This is a genomic window from Mucilaginibacter sp. R-33 (assembly GCF_049949235.1).
In the GTDB taxonomy this organism is placed as follows: domain Bacteria; phylum Bacteroidota; class Bacteroidia; order Sphingobacteriales; family Sphingobacteriaceae; genus Mucilaginibacter.
In genome coordinates, this window is record NZ_CP188089.1 from 2968565 (window position 1) to 2986634 (window position 18070).

An 18070-nucleotide genomic window follows, 5' to 3' on the forward strand; every position below is an offset into this window, starting at 1 on the left:
ATAGCCTAAAACCTAATCCGTGCTATACAAAATTCGAGGCGCAAAAGTATGAATTTATTTTTAATTAGCGCTTGATTTTATATTGTTTTCAAGGAAAATGAAGCAGCTTTTAAACGGGTTGAACGGCAAGGCAACATGATAACAGCATAAATATTTGTCTGAACCTGTGTTTGTCTGAACCAGAATTAAACAATTTTTTAAAGTTGATGAAAACATTGAACTTGCATATCATTTCTGGTACATTCTTTAATTCAATAAATTCGGGTTCAGACAATAATATGGGCGTTGCCTGCGGCCCGGGCTTTACGCTGCAAGTCCTCGCCTTTCTTGCCCGCAATCCAACACTCGCTGCCGGCTTTACGCTTCAATCCCTAACGCGGCTAACGCACTATCCGTAAAACCGGGCGTTAAACCCAACCAACCTCTAATCTCTATTTCCAATTCCTTTCAAATTTTACAACATGGTTACTGATGGGCTTTATTGTTTTCAAATAAGCATAAATTGCTTCCAGATCAGACACTTTCATGCTGCCATATCTCCACCACGGCATAATGGTTTGAAATTCGCCCGGTTTTACCGGTGTCGGCTGCATTTTACCATTGGCAAATTGAGTAAAGCGACTTACAAATTGCTCTTTTGTCCAGCTACCAATACCTGTTTCCTTATCGGGCGTAATATTAGCTGAAAACACTTTGCTTCCACTGGGTACTATATAACCTTGTCCGCCGGCAAAGGCCATAGCCTCATTTAATTTACCTTTATCCGATTGCGTGTGGCATTCTTTACAGGCCGCTGCATTTAATAAATAAGCTCCATATTTAACAGTATCTGCCGGATTTGGGATATTACCCAACGCAGCCTTTTGCGGCATGGTATGCACAATAACATTCAGCGGAAAATCGAGCTGATGACCCGGATAATTTTTGCCGCTCGGTTTTAAGGTGCGTATATAGGCTATAATGGAATAAAGATCTTCCCTGTCCATTTTTGCGTAATAAGGCCATGGCATTATCGGAAATATAGCCGACCCATCTTTTTTAACACCAGTGGTCATTGCTCTGAAGATTTCGCCATCTGTCCAGTTACTTAGGTTTAAAGGAGTAATATTAGGCGAATAAACCGTGCCGGGGAAACCTGCTGAAGCATCAAATTTTTCACCGCCGGCACCGGAAACTGCGGAATCTGAAGGGCCTGCAAATTTATCCCAGCTACGGGTAGAATGACAATCCAGACAAACCGTTACATTATTGGCCAGATACTTGCCGCGGGCAATACGTTGCGACGTGGCATCAACTTTAATGGCTTCGGGTTGGCCCACATTGGGCAATGCCAGGGTTATGTAGGAGATGCCGGCAACAGTGACAAGAACAAGCGCTATAATTGCATAGGCTGTCCATTTTAAAAACTTTTTCATTCAATTTTTTAATAGTGATAGGTTGTAAAATCAAAAAAAGCCGCGAATTAGTTATATCCCCGGCCTTTTCGTTAATTATTATAAGGTCGATCAGTCAACTTTTTTGATAGATGAAGCACCCGATTTATCGTTATTCACGGTAGACGGAGAACCTTTATATTGAATTTCGGACGCACCACTGGTGTGCACGTTCAGCGTTTTAAGCACATTGATCTTGCAATGTCCAATGCCCGATGTTTCGATATCATAGTCACCAACAACAAAATCAAAGGCTTCTATTTTACCGGCGCCGCTCAGGTCAATTTTGTGAGCGGCAGCCTGACCTGTAAGGCGGACTTCTGTTGCGCCGCTACCCTCGGTTGATACATTGGCGGCGTTAAGGTCAAGCGTAACTTTAGTAGCACCTGAAAGATCAAGCTTGAAATCTTTAGCGTTGAGCTTGCCGTCAGAATTAACTTCAACCGCGCCCGAAGCTTTAATTTCTTCAAGGTTTTTCACGCCGACGTTGATCACCATATCACCGGGATCGCAGAAATTCTTTTTTGATTTAATGTGTAATACACCACCTTCAACCGAAGTTGAAATATATTTGATCAGGTTATCATCAGCTTTGATATCAATAGTCAACGAACTATCCTGTTTCAGGTGTACTTTAAACGCGCCCGAGATCTCAACTTTTTTAAAGTCTTCAGCTTTGCGTTTTTCTGTAGTCTGGTTTCCCGAACCATGTACGCATCTGTAATTACATGATGATAATATGGCTGTAGTTATTAACGCGCCTGCTATAGTGAAGGTAAAAAGGTATTTTTTCATAGTATGGTTGTTATGACGCCGAATGGCAGTTTAGTGTTACATCAAAATTAAAAAAAGCTATCACATTTTAGATGATAGCTTTTGAATATATGATGGACTTTTGTAAAAGTAAGATATTAAAGGCCAGCAAACTCATTTTCAACAGTGTATTTGGCAGGAGCGTTAGTTACCTTATCGGTGAAGCTTGCTGCGGCGAAAGCGTTATTGTTTACAAATGATTCGCGGGTGTGGTTCAGGGTATAAACGTCGGCTGTACCGGTAAATTCGGCTTTAGCTTTGTCATTAACGTTTACTGTAGCGGCGTAAGCCTCAACGTTTAATTTAGCAGATGCATTATCGTAAAGATTAACGTTAAGCTCAACGGCTGCAAGTTTTCCGAATGATTTAACTTCGGCATTGTCATAAGCATTGATCGCTTTAAGATCATTTGCAGTTACCCAAACTACCAGTTTTTTGTTTTTGTACGAGGTGATACGTAAGGTACCGTTGTTGTTTTGTACCAATGCGCTTTCTGAGTAATATTGGTTATAAACTTTAACATTGTCATTCTCTCCTGCTGATACATATACCTCAACATTACCGCGAACTTCGATCTTATTGATCTTACTTACGTTGTTTAAAACTACGGCTGCGCCGTTATCTTTTTTGGTTGCTGCGTTAGCTGCAGTTGATACTCCAAGTGCTAAAATTAAAGAGGTTGCGATTGTTAATATTGTAGTTTTCATGATGATTAATATTTTGATTGTCAATTATTTGTGTTTCTATTTCATTTAATACACAGATAAGACGCCCCCATTTTTAAAACGTTACAGCGGTTTCGGGCAAATTAGATGTACAGCAGGTTTTAGTCGGCGAATGGGGGATTTATATCGGTAAACAGCGGAAGAATTTTTGATTATAAATGTGCAGATTTCAGATGTGCAGATGAAAAGTGATGACGGCAATGTTATTAATGCCATTCGAAACCTCTTTAATTGGGGCTGCTATAAACGCAAAAAGCGTTATTGTTCAATAACGCTTTATACATTAACAAAAGAAGATATCTATGTGACTTCCGATAGAGTTTATCCCTTCCTCACATCTTTTAAATACAGGTTCAGCTTTTCGATGTTTTGCTTTAAGCCTTCATCAGCTTTAAATGTTTTTACTACCTGTACAAACTGCTCATGCGTTTCAAAAAGCATGTGCCAGCTCAGGAAAGTTTGCTCTGCCCGTTCTTCAAACTCAATAGTTGCAACAAATTTTGGACTGCTGACATGCTCGTATACTATCTTTTTAAGTGGAATAACTTCTTTAAATACACTCTTATTTTTATAATCTGTCCCATCGGGGCCATGCATCACCAAATCCCACTCTCCTCCTGGTTTAATTTCCATTTTACTAATGGTATTAGTGAAGCCGTTGGGCCCCCACCACTGGGCAATATGTTCGGGTTGGGTCCAAACTTCCCATACCAGCTCAACCGGGGCATCTAAAGTTCTGGTTAAGCGCAGTTCACGATCTGCAGTGCTACTTTGATTGTTTTCCATTTCTTTCATTTTTTAGGTATACTACATATTTCTCAAGATTATCCAATTTATTTTCCCAGTGCTGGCGATACTGATCAACCCAAACTGATATTTCGCCAAGCTGATCAAGCCGGGCTTCGCAGACCCTATCGCGGCCCTGCTGTTTAACGTTTATCAAACCGCAATCGGCCAGGATCTGGATATGCAGTGAAATTGCCTGCCGTGTAACATCAAAGTTTGCAGCTATCGCATTCACGTTATGCGGCTGTGCAGCAATCATATTGATAATCGCTCTTCGGGTGGGGTCGGCTATCGCCTGGTAAACATCTCGTCTGGCTTTCATAATTGCGCAAGTAAGTACTTGCAAATATAAATGCAAGCATTTACTTGCGCAAGTATTTTTTGAAAATAGTTTTATTCAATAAAAAACAAAAAACGTCGCCACCCTATTAAAGGTAACGACGCTCCTGAAAACAATTTGAGGTCAGTTCAATTTACCATGAAAGTTCATCGCCAAAGGCTGATCGAGGCAGAGCAGAAAGACTTTGTTGAGATCATCAATAAGGGTGTTGCAGATGGCGAATATCGCCTGAAATAAACGCTGCCTATTATTGAAACAAGTTCAACATAACAATAACTTTTTAGTTATCTCATTGGTAACAATAGTAAAGCATCTTTTAACACGCGCCCGTTTGCAACGCAAAAGCACGCAAAAAAGCCGCCCCTTTCAAGGCGGCTACACTATATATAATTGACTCAAAAAAATGGCTGTTATAAAGTTGCAAATTGATCAACCGCTGGCTTGGTTTCTTTATTCAAAGTTTCGGTAGCGTGAGTGTATGCAAGGCCGTTGCTGTTCACATTTGAAGTTGCGTTACGGGTTAAGCTATACTCATTGGTGTTACCTTTAAGCTCGGCTTTGGCATTACCGCTTAGGGTGATGCTGGCGCTATAAGTATCCAGGTTAAGATTGGCAGATGCATTGTTGTTTAATTTAACATCAAGCTCGATGCCTGAAAGACTGCCGAATGATTTAATATCGGCATTATCATAAGCATTAATGGCGCTCAATTGGTTTGCAGTAACCCAAACTACCAATTTTTCGGCCTTATATGATGAGATGCGCAATACGCCTTTTTGTGACTGAACCAGAGCGTTTTCAGAATAGTAGCGGTTGTAAACTTTTACCTGGTCGGCCGGGCCGCTTGATATGTACAGCTCAACGTTGCCGTAAACTTCAATTTTGTTGATTTTGCTGATATCGGTTAAAACGACACCGGCATCATTTTTAGCAGTGTTTGCAGATGCAATGTTTGCGAAGCCAAGTACCATAAACAATACGGTAGCGATGGCGGTTAATGTAGTTTTCATGGTATTAATATTTTGATTGTCAAGTGATTATTATTTTATTTCATTAAATACATACATATGACGATCTCAAATAAAAAACGTTACAGCAGGTTTGGCCTAATTAGCTGTAGGGCAGGTTTTTGTCGGTAAAGGGGTGATTTTTCCCGGTGAAATGGGGGAGAAAATTTGAGGAAAAGAAAGATAAATTAGATCGAAGCACGACACAATTAAAAATGGGGTCATGCTGAGTGTTTAAACCCGGAGGCCTCTGAAGGTTAGATGACAAAGAGGGCCTGTCAGTCTGAGTGTTTAAATCCGTGGCCTCTGAAGGTGAAATGACATAGATTTGCTGAACCGTGCAGTGTGGCCGACCGAGTTATAGTGCTTATTGCCTGTTGCTGAGTATGGTTCCGAAGCAAGAGTCTGAAGGTATGGTACGATCCCTTGTGTGGGTGATTTGTCCGATGGGTAGCCTGTCTTTTCTTTAAACTCCTTCGGGCACGGTTTAAAAAGCGTTATAAGTATGGAAAAGATGCATTTTCATGCGGCAGGTATAGATATTGGAGCCCGCAAGGTATTTGTGGGTCTTGAAGGCCAGCCGGTTCGTTCGTTTGAGACTTTCACCAGTGATCTGGTATCACTTAAGAACTTTTTATTGGAGCATAAGGTAAGTACAGTGGCAATGGAAGCCACAGGAGTATACTGGTATGTACTTTACGATATTCTTTTAGATGGGGGATTGGATGTGTGGCTTGTTGACGGAAGACAGACGCGCCAGTTACCAGGCAGGAAAACAGATGTAAAAGATTGTCAGTGGATACAGCAATTGCATAGTTATGGCTTGCTGAACCGCTGTTATGTATCCGAAGGTCATATCAAAGAATTGCGTAGTTATCAGCGCCTTCGTGAGGATCATCTTCGGAGTGCGGCCATGCATGTTCAGCACATGCAGAAGGCCTTAATAGAAATGAATATCCGTTTGCCGGAGGTATTAAGCCAGGTCCATGGAGTAAGCGGGATGGCGTTAATCGATGCGATACTGCAAGGCGAGCGAGATCCTGATAAGTTGTTTTCACTTTGCCATAAAAAGATCAGGGAGAATAAAGGGGAAGAGCTATTGAAAGCCCTGCAAGGTCATTATACAGCGCAAGGGCTTTTTGCATTAGGTCAGGCCTATAAGGCTTATGGTTTTTATCAAGGTCAGATAATGGAATGCGACAGCCAGATTGATAGTGTTTTACAACGGATCAACAGGGATAAGAACCTGCCGCCGGGAATAAGCGAAGGAAAACGCAAGGCGATCCGTCACAACAAACCTCATATCAACAACCTGGGAGATCATCTGTTAAAAATATTTGATGGTAAGGATGCAACTAAACTTCCGGGTATTACAGATTACAACTGGTTACAGTTATACACAGAGGTGGGTTCGGATCTTAGCCGATGGCCAAGTGAAAAACATTTCACAAGCTGGCTTGGTTTATCTCCCGGCCAGGATCGTTCAGGGAAAAAGAACAAAAGTAAAAGTAAGGGTAAACCGGCCGTCGGGCAAATATTCAAACAAATGGCCCATGGATTATTGAACAGCAAGTATATCGGCTGGGGTTCATTTGCAAGAAGATTAAGGAGCAGAAAAGGTCCGGCAATAGCTATTAAAGCAACGGCCAGAAAACTGGCCGCTCAATACTGGCGTTTAATTGTAAAAGGAGCCGACTTTGTGGAAAAAGGGCTGCAAGCCTAGGAAAACATCATTAAGGAACAGAAACAAAGGCGATTAGAGAAACTCGCCTTTGAATTAAATAGGGAACTTGTACCTGCTTAAATTATTATGTCATGGGTAGGCACTCGAAGCATCGTGGGCAGGCCTCTGCGTGCGACCCTTCGACAGGCTCAGGGTGACAGGCCCCTTTTTTATATTGTCATTTCTCCTTTAGAGTTTCTGGGCATGATGGACGGGTGAAAACCCTTGTTATACAACCTATCAACTTAAATAATAAGCCTCACCATCAGTTTTAATCTTTCCTGCATCGAGCAGCAGGCGTACGGCCTCCATTTTTTCTTTTTCGGTACCGATGTTGATCCCGGTTATCAGTCCGCCGATATCGGGGTTGCTAATACTGAGCAATTGTACTATTTCGGTGGTGATGTTGTCGAAAATTTCGTCTTGATTTACCCTGCGTTTTTCCTCAAGGCAAACATCGCAGATCCCGCATTTACGGCCATTTGGTTCATCAAAATAAGCCAGCAACATCTGGCTCCGGCAGCGTTTATGAATGGCGTAGGCAAACACAGCTTCCATTTTTTGACGGTATACTTCTTTGCGCTGCTCAATATATTTCCTGTCGATAATGAGGTGGCTTCCCTGTACCCGTGGTTTTAAATAGGTAACCTGGGGCTTATCTGTTTGCTGCATATAGCTTATCAGGCCGTATTGCTGCAACTGTAACATCCCCTCAATAACCTGCTGAACGCTTAAACCTGTTCGCCTTGCGATATCAAACTCCTTGATACGCACATAATTTTCAAACGCGCCACCGTATGAGCGCAGCAGGGTTTTGATAAACGGGTCCCAGCCGGCGTTCTGGATCTGGAAGTTGTATAGTTGCTCGTTAACTACCTCAAACTGAAAACGCGAGGGCAAAAATACGCTTTCGTTAAAAGCCAGGTATTCATCGCGCTCTAAAAACTTAAGGGCGTTGAGTGTTTTAATAGCATCGAGCTTAAAGCGGCTGCAAAATTCGCCAAGGTCGAGATCAAAGCTTAAGCCTTCGCCGGCCTCATAAGCCACCTGGTAATAATTGGCCAGGTTATGGTATACCTGCTTAATCTCCTCAACCGATGGAAAATTAAGCTCATACATCTTTTCCTGTTTCAGCTTATCGGCAGGGTTATATAGCAATACGCCAAAAGCTTTATTACCGTCGCGGCCACCCCGGCCGGCTTCCTGGTAATAGGCTTCCAAACTTTCGGGAACATCCTTGTGGATCACAAACCGTACATCCGGCTTATCTATCCCCATACCAAAAGCATTGGTAGCCACGATCACCCGTACCCGGTTATTTTTCCAGGCCTCCTGCTTTTCGGCGCGCTGGTCAACAGTAAGGCCTGCGTTGTAATAATCGGCCCGTATACCGTTATCTATCAGGAACTTTGCTATCTCAAAAGTCTCCTTCCTGCTCCGTACATATACAATGCCGCTTCCCTTAACACCGCGTACGATCTTGAGCATTTTACGGAACTTATCTTCTTCATGCTGCACCACATAACTGATATTGCGTCGTTCAAAACTTTGCTGGTAAACTACCGGGTTTTTGAATTTTAGTTTCTCCTGAATATCTGCCTTAACATCGGCGGTAGCTGTTGCTGTAAGGGCAAGCACAGGCACGTTAGGGTGCAGTTCCCTCAAATCGGCAATATGCAGATACGGTGGCCTGAAATCATAACCCCATTGCGAAATACAATGCGCCTCATCAATAGCAAACAGGTTTACTTTCATGTACTTCACCCGCTCGCGCACCAATTCGCTCAGCAGGCGCTCGGGCGACAAGTACAAGAATTTCACGGAGCCATAAATGCAATTATCCAGCGCCAGGTCAATTTCGCGATGCCCCATGCCCGATACTATCGATATCGCGTTGATGCCTTTGGCCCGCAGGTTTTCAACCTGGTCTTTCATGAGCGCAATAAGCGGCGACACCACTATACAGATCCCCTCTTTAGCCAACGCCGGCACCTGGAAACAAACTGATTTACCGCCACCGGTAGGTAACAGCGCCAAAGTATCATTTCCTAATAAAACAGACTGGATGATCTCAGCCTGCATGGGCCTGAACGTATCATGGTTCCAGTATTGTTTTAATATTTCTTCGATGGTCATGGGTAAACGCTGACCTCAAAACTATTAAATTTAAGGGAAATTTGGGCGGGTTATGGATAGAACGTTAAGGTCGGAATCAGAATTTATAGAATTAAGGGTTTACAGATGCAAAGGAAATTCGAAATCGGACATCCGAAATCCCAAATTAACATTGTGGGCGTCACCTTCGGCCCGCGCTATCCACTCATACTGCGCAGGCCTTAGCCGCTTGGCCGTTATCCGCTACTATCGCTAACGCAAAACAGTTAGTTAATTAAAACTCCATCAACCATTTATAAAACCCAGGCCAGTCGCCGTTCCATTGCTTTTCATTGTGGCTTGCGCCTTTGATTACCGTGACCGGCGCATTTTCGGGTTTTACCCCTCTTGATTTCATCAAATCGGCCATCTTTTGTATATCGGCTACCATACTGGCGCTTTCTGCATCACCGCAAACAAAATAAAAACGGCTATTTTTATTTACTACAGCCTGTTGTGCCTGGTCATAAATTTGCGGCGCTATCCAGAATGCGGGCGAAAATATCCCTGCATTTCCGAACACCCCGGGATATTTAAGTGCCGCATACATCGAGATAAGTCCCCCCATGGAGCTGCCCGCAATTGTTGTGTGCGCGGCATCAGTTTGGGTACGGTAATGAGCATCAATATATGGCTTAAGCTCTTTAATCAAAAATTGAACATAATCGTCTCCCCTGCCTTCACCATATTTTGAATTATACGGGTCATACTCGGTTATGCGGTACTCGCCACCATGATCGATACCCACTATGATGCTTTCCTGTTGAACAGGTATCCTATCCATGAGCTCATCAATCCCCCATTCGCCATAGCTTGAGGTGTATTCATCAAAAAGGTTTTGCCCATCGTGCATGTAAATTACCGGGTATTTCTTTTTGTCTGCCTCATAACCTGCCGGTAAATAGATCCAAACCCTCCGCTGTCTGCCTAATTGCGGCATCTCAAATTGTTCGCTGATTACATACACCCTCTCTGTAGCTGTGTGCTTCTTTTCAGGCTGTGCAAAATTATCCTGCCAGCCAGCTATATCAAGCCGAACAGTTGTATCACCTTGTATCTTGAGAGTTCTGTTTTCGATGGCTTTGCCTGTGGCGTCACATTCTACTGTATTCCAGTTGCCGCGGGTTACTTTAAAATGGATAATGCCGGCAGGTAATTGCTTGTTTAAGGTATAACTTCCCTTGTTGTTTTTAACAAGTTCCCAGGTCTTATCGGCAGGGTTCCAGCCATTAAAATCACCTGCCAGAAACAGGTATTCAGACGGGCTTTTCAGGGCTGCAATTTTGGCGGTAAAAAAAGAGATTTTCACCTGGCTAAAAAGCAAAAAATTTTGGCCAAAAAGCAAAAACGCGCAGAAAAATATTTTTTTCATCATCATAAAAAGCTAAAAACCGGGAACGTTGCCGGGAACGTTCCCGGAATTGAGTTGCATAAAAGTAAAATCACCTATTGTGTACACCTGACACTTACTTATTTCACAAATATGCGTTTAAATCTAAATTTCGCATAAAAACAATAATTTTTTCCCACTAATTTAACAAACTTCAATATTTCGTTAAAGTTAAAAAAGCCTTAATTAAACGCTTTAAAATTATCTTTTATATAAAATTTGCAATTGATATTTGTAAATGTAAATTAGTCGCATGCTGTTTCGGCCACAATAATAAACCAATTATAGACGGCAAAATAAGCCTTTTTTTATTCATAAAAATCAATAAGTAAATGAGAAAAAATTACTCAAAAAAGTATGTTCTTCTTTGTGCTTTCCTGATGATGTCATTCATGGCGTTTTCACAAACCGGGAGTATTAAAGGAAAGGTATCTGACGAAACCAACCAGCCCCTCCCCGGTGCTACGGTTACTGTCGATGGTACCACTATTGGTTCAACTACCGACCCTAATGGTAACTACGCCATTAACAATGTTAAAGCCGGTACTTACACCCTAAGTGTAAAATTTATCGGTTATATTACCATCAAAAAAACAGTAACCGTTAACGGCACAACGGTCGAAAACTTCAGCCTCGCTCCCGAAAGCAAAAGCCTTAACGAGGTAGTAGTTATAGGTTACGGTACCCAGCGTAAAAAAGATCTTTCAGGCTCTATCACCAATGTAACCGCTAAAGATTTTCAAAAAGGCGTTATTACCACCCCCGAGCAATTAATTGCCGGTAAGGTTGCAGGTGTATCCGTAATATCAAACAGTGGCGCGCCTGGTGCAGGTAGTACGATTCGTATCCGTGGGGGTGCTTCATTAAGCGCAAGTAACGATCCGCTTATTGTTATTGATGGTGTGCCTATCAGCAACAGCAGCATATCCGGTGCAGCTAACCCTCTAAGCCTCATCAACCCTAACGATATCGAATCGTTTTCGGTATTAAAAGACGCTTCTGCATCGGCCATCTATGGTAATAGGGCATCAAACGGTGTTATTTTGATCACAACCAAAAAAGGCAAAAGCGGCAAACCGGTTATTGATTTCAGTTCACAGGTTTCGGCAAGCAAAATCCCTAAAGAAGCATCGGTGCTGACCGCCGACCAGGTACGCGACTATGTTAACACTAACGGTACGGCTGCTCAAAAAGCACTTTTAGGTACTGCAAGCACCGACTGGCAAAAGCAGATCTACCAAACAGGTATCACTACTGATAATAATATCAGCATATCAGGCGCGGCAAAACACCTGCCTTACCGCGTATCGGCAGGTTATCTTGACCAGGACGGTGTTTTAAAAACCAGTTCAATGCAACGTATAACAGGCGCTATCAATTTAAGCCCAAGCTTTTTTACCGATCACCTGAAAGTTAATTTAAACGCCAAAGGCGCGCAGGTTAAACAAAGGTTTGCCAATGAAGGCGCTATAGGCTCGGCTGTAAGCTTTGACCCTACCAAACCGGTCTATTCAGGCAACGGCCGTTTTGGCGGTTATTGGGAATGGCTTAATGACCCTACAAAACCAGGCGGCGGCTTAAAAGACCTTGCTACCTTAAACCCGCTCGGTTTATTGGAGCAGCAGGACAACCGAAGTACTGTTTACCGCAGCATCGGCAACCTGCAATTAGATTATAAATTCCACTTTTTGCCGGAGTTACATGCCAATGTTAACTTAGGTTATGATGTTTCAAAAGGCACAGGGCACGTTATCATTCCGGATAGTGCTGCTTCTAACTACAAGGGATTTCTTGATGCAAAAGGTGTTACGCGCCGTGGCTTAAATAACCAATACAAACAAACGCAAAAAAATACCATATTTGAAGGCTACTTAAGCTACGCTAAAGATCTGAAAAGCATAGCGAGCCATATTGATGCCGTAGCAGGTTACTCATACCAGGATTTCTCGATCACCAACTACAACTTTGGCAATTTTGCCCATGATGGTACTGAGCAGCCGGGCACTAACCCCATCTATGCGTTTGATAAACCCGAAAACAGGCTGATATCAGTTTACGGTCGTTTAAATTATGTATTTGAAGATAAATACATTTTAACCGGTACTGTACGCCGTGATGGTTCATCAAAATTTAACCCCAACCAAAGGTTTGGTACGTTCCCTTCAGTTGCATTTGCATGGAAACTGAAAGAAGAATCGATGTTTAAAGGCATAACAGCTTTGTCTGATCTGAAAATACGTGCGGGCTATGGTGTTACGGGCCAGCAGGATGGTATCGGTAACTATGATGTCATCTCATTCTATAACCTGAGTACCAACACAGCACAGTACCAATTTGGCGATGCCTTTTATAATTTATATCGTCCGGGTGGTTACTATGCACTCCGTACCTGGGAGCAAACAGCTTCAACTAACTTAGCTATTGATTTTGGTTTCTTAGATAATCGCATTACAGGTACTATTGATTATTATCACCGTAAAACATCAAAGTTATTAAACAAGATCCCTCAGCCGGCAGGTACCAACTTTACTAACTACATTGTAGCCAACATTGGCGACTTAACCAGCAATGGCATAGAGTTAAACCTGAGCGCTGATGTGATCAGAACCAAAGATGTTACCTGGAATGTTAACCTTAACGCTACTTACAATACCAACAAAATCACCAAATTGACACTAGCCCCTGACCCAAGCTACCCCGGCGCACCAACCGGCGCTATATCAGGCGGTACAGGCAACACCATCCAGATCAACTCTGTTGGTTACCCGCGTAACTCCTTCTACGTTTATCAGCAGGTTTACGGCAGCGACGGCCGACCTTTAGACGGTGTATACGTTGACAGAAATAAAGATGGCATAGTTAATGAAAACGATCTATACCGTTACAAAAGCTCCGACCCTAAAGGCTATTTCGGTTTAAGCTCAAATGTTAACTATAAAAAATGGTCGGCCGGTTTTGTTGCAAGGGCAAGCGTTGGCAACTATGTTTATAATAATGTATTCGCGGGTTCTGGAACTCAGCTTAGCATATTCAATGGCATAGGTATCTTAAACAATGCCTCAACCAACCTGCTTGAAACCGGTATGACCGGCTCTTTTGATAAAAGCAGGCTATCAGACTACTACATACAAAATGCTTCATTTATCCGTATGGATAACGTTAACGTAGGTTATAATTTTGGTAAAGTATTTCACAACACAGGTAACCTTAGGTTAAGCGCTAACGTGCAAAACGTATTTGTGATTACCAAATATAAAGGCCTTGACCCTGAGGTTAACAACGGTATCGATAACAACTTTTATCCGCGCCCGCGTACTTATGTGTTAGGTCTTAATCTTTCATTATAACATCGTTAATCAACAATAAAGAAAAATTAACATGAAAAGACATTCAGTAAAATATATAACAACTGCGGCCCTGATTGCAGGCGGACTTACATCGTGTACTAAAAAGCTCGATCTGCTGCCTACCAATGATGTTACTTCAGCACAAGTTTACAGCACCCCCGAAGGTTATAAACAGGCATTTGCCAAAGTTTATGGTGCATATGCATTAACCGGGAACAAAGGCCCTGCCGGCGATGATAATACCAAGGATATCCAGGGGATTGATGAAGGTACTTCTGATTTCTTCCGGCTGTATTGGTGCGCCGAAGAATTACCCACTGATGAGGCAGTTGTAGGCTGGGGCGATGTTGGCTTGCCGGATTTTCACAGCATGACCTGGTCATCAAGCAATACTTTTTTAACCGGCTTATATTACAGGTGTATGTACCAGATTACCCTGGCGAATGATTTTATTCGCCAATCGTCTGATGCGAACCTGAGCAGCAGGGGTATTAAAGGTGCTGATGCCGATAAAGTTCACCAGTATGTAGCGGAAGTCCGCTTTTTAAGGGCTTACCAGTATTCAATTTTGATGGACTTGTTTGCTGCCCCTCCATTTGTTACAGAAAACGATCCGCTGGGCGGTCCGCTGCCAAAGCAGATAAGCCGTAAAGATCTGTTTACCTATATTGAAGGCGAGCTTAAAGCAATTGATGGAGGACTCGCTGATGCCCGCACTAACGAATATGGCCGCGCGGATAAAGCAGCTGCCTGGGCTTTGTTAGCAAGGATCTATCTTAATGCTGAGGTTTATACCGGTACAGCTAATTATGCAGCAGCCGTAACCTATTCAAAAAAGGTAATTGATGCCGGTTATACCCTGGTTTCAGATTATACCAAGTTAATGCGTGCCGATAACAACCTCAATAAAAATGAGTTTATCTTAACCATTAACTATGATGGTTTGCATACACAAAGCTATGGTGGCGCCACATTTATGACCCATGCTCCCGTTGGTGGCTCAATGCCTGCCGCTGATTATGGTATTGCAGGCGGATGGGCTGGTTTACGTACAACCAAAGCTTTTGTAAACCTGTTTCCGGGAGGCGCCTCGAGTGCCGATAAACGTGCCCAGTTTTACACCGATGGCCAAAACATCGATATCAACACCATAAGCACCTTTACCGATGGCTACGCTATCAGCAAATTCAAAGATGTTAAGATAAATGGCGGTGCCCCGCAAAGTTTGGATTATGCAGATATGGACCTTCCTATTTTCCGTTTAGCTGAACAATATTTGATTTATGCCGAAGCTACTACACGCGGCGGTGGCGGCGATGCCGCACTTGCTTTAAGCTATATTAACAAATTAAGGGCCCGCGCTTATCAAAGTGCTACCACCGGCCAGTTAACCGCTTTAACAACCGACCTGTTGCTTGATGAAAGAGGACGTGAACTGTACTGGGAAGGTTTCCGCCGTACCGACCTTATCCGTTATAAAAAGTTTGTTGAAGCTACCTATTTATGGCCGTTTAAAGGCGGTTCAAAAGATGGAAAAGGCGTTGAAAGCTTCCGCACGGTATATCCGTTACCATCGGCAGATGTTACAGCCAACCCTAATCTGAAACAAAATACAGGATATTAATAATATACCGGGAGATAACTTTAAAGCATCTCCCGCAAAACCATAAAACCTAAAAAAGGATATGAAAAAAATATTTACCACGCTCCTCGCATTTGGCGGTATCGCACTGCTGATGCTGGCGTCATGTAAAAAGGACGAAGTAAAGGTTGTAGCAAATGTGGGCAAAGTGGGTGCTTTAACTTCAACAACAACCGCCCCCGCACTATCTAAACCCAATGCTAATAATGATGCTATTACCTTTAGCTGGGCTGCAACCCCGGTAACAGGTTACAATGCTCCTATTACCTACACTATACAGTTAGACGTAAAAGGCAATAATTTCAAAAACGCGAGGGAAGTAAGCACGGATAAACTAACCCAAACACTAAAGGTAGGTGCACTTAACGATATGTTAACCGCGCTGAAATTATCTTATGATAGCCCGTCGCAGGTTGAAGTGCGCATCAAATCATCGGCTGCTCCAAACCTGGCTGCCACTTACTCAAATGTTATTACGTTAACCGTATTGCCGTACCAGGGTACAGGCTATATTTATGTTCCCGGCGCTTACCAGGGATGGGACCCCAAAACTGCCGACAGCCTCACTTCACCAAATAATGATGGTGTGTATGATGGCTATATCGGTTTCCCTGTTGGTAAGCTTGAATTTAAACTTACTCCTAAAAAGGTTTGGGACGTAGCATACGGTGATGCAGGCAGCGGAAAAATAAGTACTACCGGCGGTAACCTTTCGGTACCTGCCGCAGGATACTATGCATTGCATGCTGTTATTGATCAAAACGATAAAACAAAAGGCACATTTACTGCTACCCCTGTATTTTGGAGCATTATTGGCGATGCTACTCCGGGCGGCTGGGGCACTGATACCGATATGCTTTATGACGCTACCACCAAAACCTGGAGCGTTACCGCTGCTTTAATTGGGGGCAAGGATATAAAATTCAGGTTTAATCACAGCTGGGATTTAAACTTAGGCGGTACGCCAGGTGCACTTACTCCAGGCGGAGCTAATTACACCATTACAACCGGCGGCACGTACAAAATTGTATTAAATGCCAACGCCAACACTTTTACTATTACTAAGCTTTAAGCTTAAACATTGTAGTTGATTGATTTATTTATATGGCCCCGCATGGTGAAAACCTGCGGGGTTTCTTTTTGACCGTTGATTTTTGACGAATGATCACGCTGATTTCGTTGATTCCCTCGTTTAGTATTATCAAATAATAAGATTAGCAAATCAGCGTAATCATATTAATCAAAATCAAAAATCAGCGGTCAAAAAAAGCGATGAAGTCATCCCCCATCGCTTTCTATTTTTATATAATTTCTTCTATGAACTATGATCCATAAACCATAAACCAAAAAAATTACCGTTTTGCTATCTCCACATACTCTTTAGAGGTGGCGCCAACGTAAATCTGGCGCGGACGACCGATAGGTTCTTTGTTTTCTTTCATTTCTTTCCATTGAGCAATCCATCCAGGTAAACGGCCAAGGGCGAACAGTACAGTAAACATATCTGTAGGGAAGCCTAAGGCGCGGTAAATGATACCCGAGTAAAAATCAACATTAGGATAAAGTTTTCGCTCAACAAAGTATGGATCTTTCAGGGCAACTTCTTCCAGTTTTTTGGCTATTTCCAGTACCTCGTCATTAACTCCCAGCTTTTCTAAAATATCGTCGCAGGCTTTTTTAATGATCTTTGCACGCGGATCAAAGTTTTTATAAACGCGGTGACCAAAACCCATTAAACGGAAAGGATCGTTTTTGTCTTTAGCCTTGGCAATCCATTTATCAGTATCGCCACCATCTTCTTTGATCTTCTCCAGCATTTCAATTACAGCCTGGTTGGCGCCGCCATGTAACGGGCCCCAAAGCGCAGAGATACCTGCAGATACTGAAGCATAAATATTAGAATCGGACGAACCTACGATGCGAACGGTAGAAGCAGAACAGTTTTGCTCATGATCGGCATGTAAAATCAACAACTTGTTCATAGCGTCAATAACCACCGGATCAATCTCCACCTCCTCTGTACGCTGACCAAAGGTCATGTGCAGGAAGTTGGTAACGTAATCGTATTTATTTTGAGGATAGATAACCGGGTGCCCTAATGATTTTTTATAGATCCATGAAACCACGGTAGCCATTTTAGCAAGCATTTTAATAATGCTCTGGTTAAGCTCTTCGGTGGTTTGGGATGGCTTTAATGATTCGGGATAAAAAGCCGATAATGCAGATACCAACGACGACAGCTGTCCCATCGGGTGCGATTTTGATGGAAAGCCATCAAAAAACTTTTTCATATCCTCATGCACCAAAGTATGGCGGCTTAGCTCATACTGGAATAATTTTAGCTTTTCGGCAGATGGCAGCTCGCCATAGACCAGCAAATAAGCAACTTCAATAAATGATGATTTTTCGGCTAATTGCTCAATTGGATAACCACGATATTTAAGTATTCCCTGCTCGCCATCTAAAAAAGTAATGGCGCTTTTGGTAGCGCCTGTATTTTTGTACCCGATATCAAGTGTTACATAACCGGTTTGATCGCGAAGCTTAGAAATATCGATTGCCTTTTCACCTTCAGTGCCCTCAATTACCGGGAGCTCAAATGTTTTATCACCAATTTTTAGTTGTGCTGTTTCCGCCATAGAAATTTGTATCTGCAACAAATGTAAATAAATCTGCGTATTAATAACCGCTAATATAATTTACTGTTTGT

The 18070-nt window shown here is 42.6% G+C and carries 14 protein-coding genes; 5 read left to right on the forward strand and 9 right to left on the reverse strand.

Annotated elements, in window-relative coordinates; all coding sequences use genetic code 11:
• Window positions 1-206: 206 nt before the first annotated feature.
• On the forward strand, window positions 207-398 hold the full coding sequence (locus ACP26M_RS12370; protein ID WP_176623810.1) for a hypothetical protein: 192 nt from the start codon (window positions 207-209) through the stop codon (window positions 396-398).
• A gap of 33 nt (window positions 399-431) precedes the next feature.
• Here ACP26M_RS12370 and ACP26M_RS12375 read toward each other — a convergent pair whose 3' ends face one another.
• The 6 genes from ACP26M_RS12375 to ACP26M_RS12400 form a co-directional block, all read right to left on the reverse strand.
• Window positions 432-1415 (reverse strand): c-type cytochrome, encoded by a 984-nt coding sequence (locus tag ACP26M_RS12375; RefSeq protein ID WP_426589241.1) that lies wholly within the window; start codon window positions 1413-1415, stop codon window positions 432-434.
• A 90-nt stretch (window positions 1416-1505) separates the two neighbouring features.
• Window positions 1506-2228 carry a head GIN domain-containing protein gene (locus ACP26M_RS12380; protein ID WP_426589243.1) on the reverse strand — a complete coding sequence of 241 codons (723 nt, stop codon included), beginning with the start codon at window positions 2226-2228 and terminating at the stop codon, window positions 1506-1508.
• Between the two features lie 116 nt (window positions 2229-2344).
• Window positions 2345-2953: a GIN domain-containing protein gene (locus ACP26M_RS12385; RefSeq protein ID WP_426589245.1), complete on the reverse strand. Its 609-nt coding sequence runs from the start codon at window positions 2951-2953 to the stop codon at window positions 2345-2347.
• Window positions 2954-3292: 339 nt separating this feature from the next.
• Window positions 3293-3757: an SRPBCC family protein gene (locus tag ACP26M_RS12390; protein WP_426589247.1), complete on the reverse strand. Its 465-nt coding sequence runs from the start codon at window positions 3755-3757 to the stop codon at window positions 3293-3295.
• Window positions 3738-4079: an ArsR/SmtB family transcription factor gene (locus tag ACP26M_RS12395; protein WP_426589249.1), complete on the reverse strand. Its 342-nt coding sequence runs from the start codon at window positions 4077-4079 to the stop codon at window positions 3738-3740. Before ACP26M_RS12395 ends, ACP26M_RS12390 begins: the two co-directional genes overlap by 20 nt.
• 428 nt (window positions 4080-4507) lie before the next feature.
• On the reverse strand, window positions 4508-5107 hold the full coding sequence (locus ACP26M_RS12400) for a GIN domain-containing protein (RefSeq protein WP_426589251.1): 600 nt from the start codon (window positions 5105-5107) through the stop codon (window positions 4508-4510).
• Window positions 5108-5609: 502 nt separating this feature from the next.
• Here ACP26M_RS12400 and ACP26M_RS12405 point away from each other — a divergent pair.
• The gene (locus ACP26M_RS12405) at window positions 5610-6827 is read left to right on the forward strand and encodes an IS110 family transposase (protein ID WP_426589253.1); all 1218 of its coding nucleotides are present in this window, start codon (window positions 5610-5612) and stop codon (window positions 6825-6827) included.
• 240 nt (window positions 6828-7067) lie between these two features.
• Here ACP26M_RS12405 and ACP26M_RS12410 read toward each other — a convergent pair whose 3' ends face one another.
• A complete protein-coding gene (locus ACP26M_RS12410) occupies window positions 7068-8963 on the reverse strand; it encodes a RecQ family ATP-dependent DNA helicase (RefSeq protein ID WP_426589255.1) in 1896 nt (631 codons plus the stop codon).
• A 253-nt stretch (window positions 8964-9216) separates the two neighbouring features.
• A complete protein-coding gene (locus ACP26M_RS12415; RefSeq protein WP_426589257.1) occupies window positions 9217-10353 on the reverse strand; it encodes an alpha/beta hydrolase in 1137 nt (378 codons plus the stop codon).
• Window positions 10354-10703: 350 nt separating this feature from the next.
• On the opposite strand from ACP26M_RS12415, the gene ACP26M_RS12420 reads away from it, so the two are divergent.
• The 3 genes from ACP26M_RS12420 (at window position 10704) to ACP26M_RS12430 (ending at window position 16432) form a co-directional block, all read left to right on the forward strand.
• Entirely contained in the window at window positions 10704-13718 is a 3015-nt protein-coding gene (locus ACP26M_RS12420) for a SusC/RagA family TonB-linked outer membrane protein (RefSeq protein WP_426589259.1), read from the forward strand.
• A 31-nt stretch (window positions 13719-13749) separates the two neighbouring features.
• Window positions 13750-15342 (forward strand): RagB/SusD family nutrient uptake outer membrane protein, encoded by a 1593-nt coding sequence (locus tag ACP26M_RS12425; RefSeq protein ID WP_426589262.1) that lies wholly within the window; start codon window positions 13750-13752, stop codon window positions 15340-15342.
• A gap of 61 nt (window positions 15343-15403) precedes the next feature.
• Complete coding sequence (locus tag ACP26M_RS12430; RefSeq protein WP_426589264.1) at window positions 15404-16432, forward strand: SusE domain-containing protein; 1029 nt, start codon at window positions 15404-15406, stop codon at window positions 16430-16432.
• Window positions 16433-16712: 280 nt separating this feature from the next.
• On the opposite strand, the gene ACP26M_RS12435 is transcribed toward ACP26M_RS12430, so the two are convergent.
• On the reverse strand, window positions 16713-17999 hold the full coding sequence (locus tag ACP26M_RS12435; protein WP_426589266.1) for a citrate synthase: 1287 nt from the start codon (window positions 17997-17999) through the stop codon (window positions 16713-16715).
• Window positions 18000-18070 lie beyond the last annotated feature (71 nt).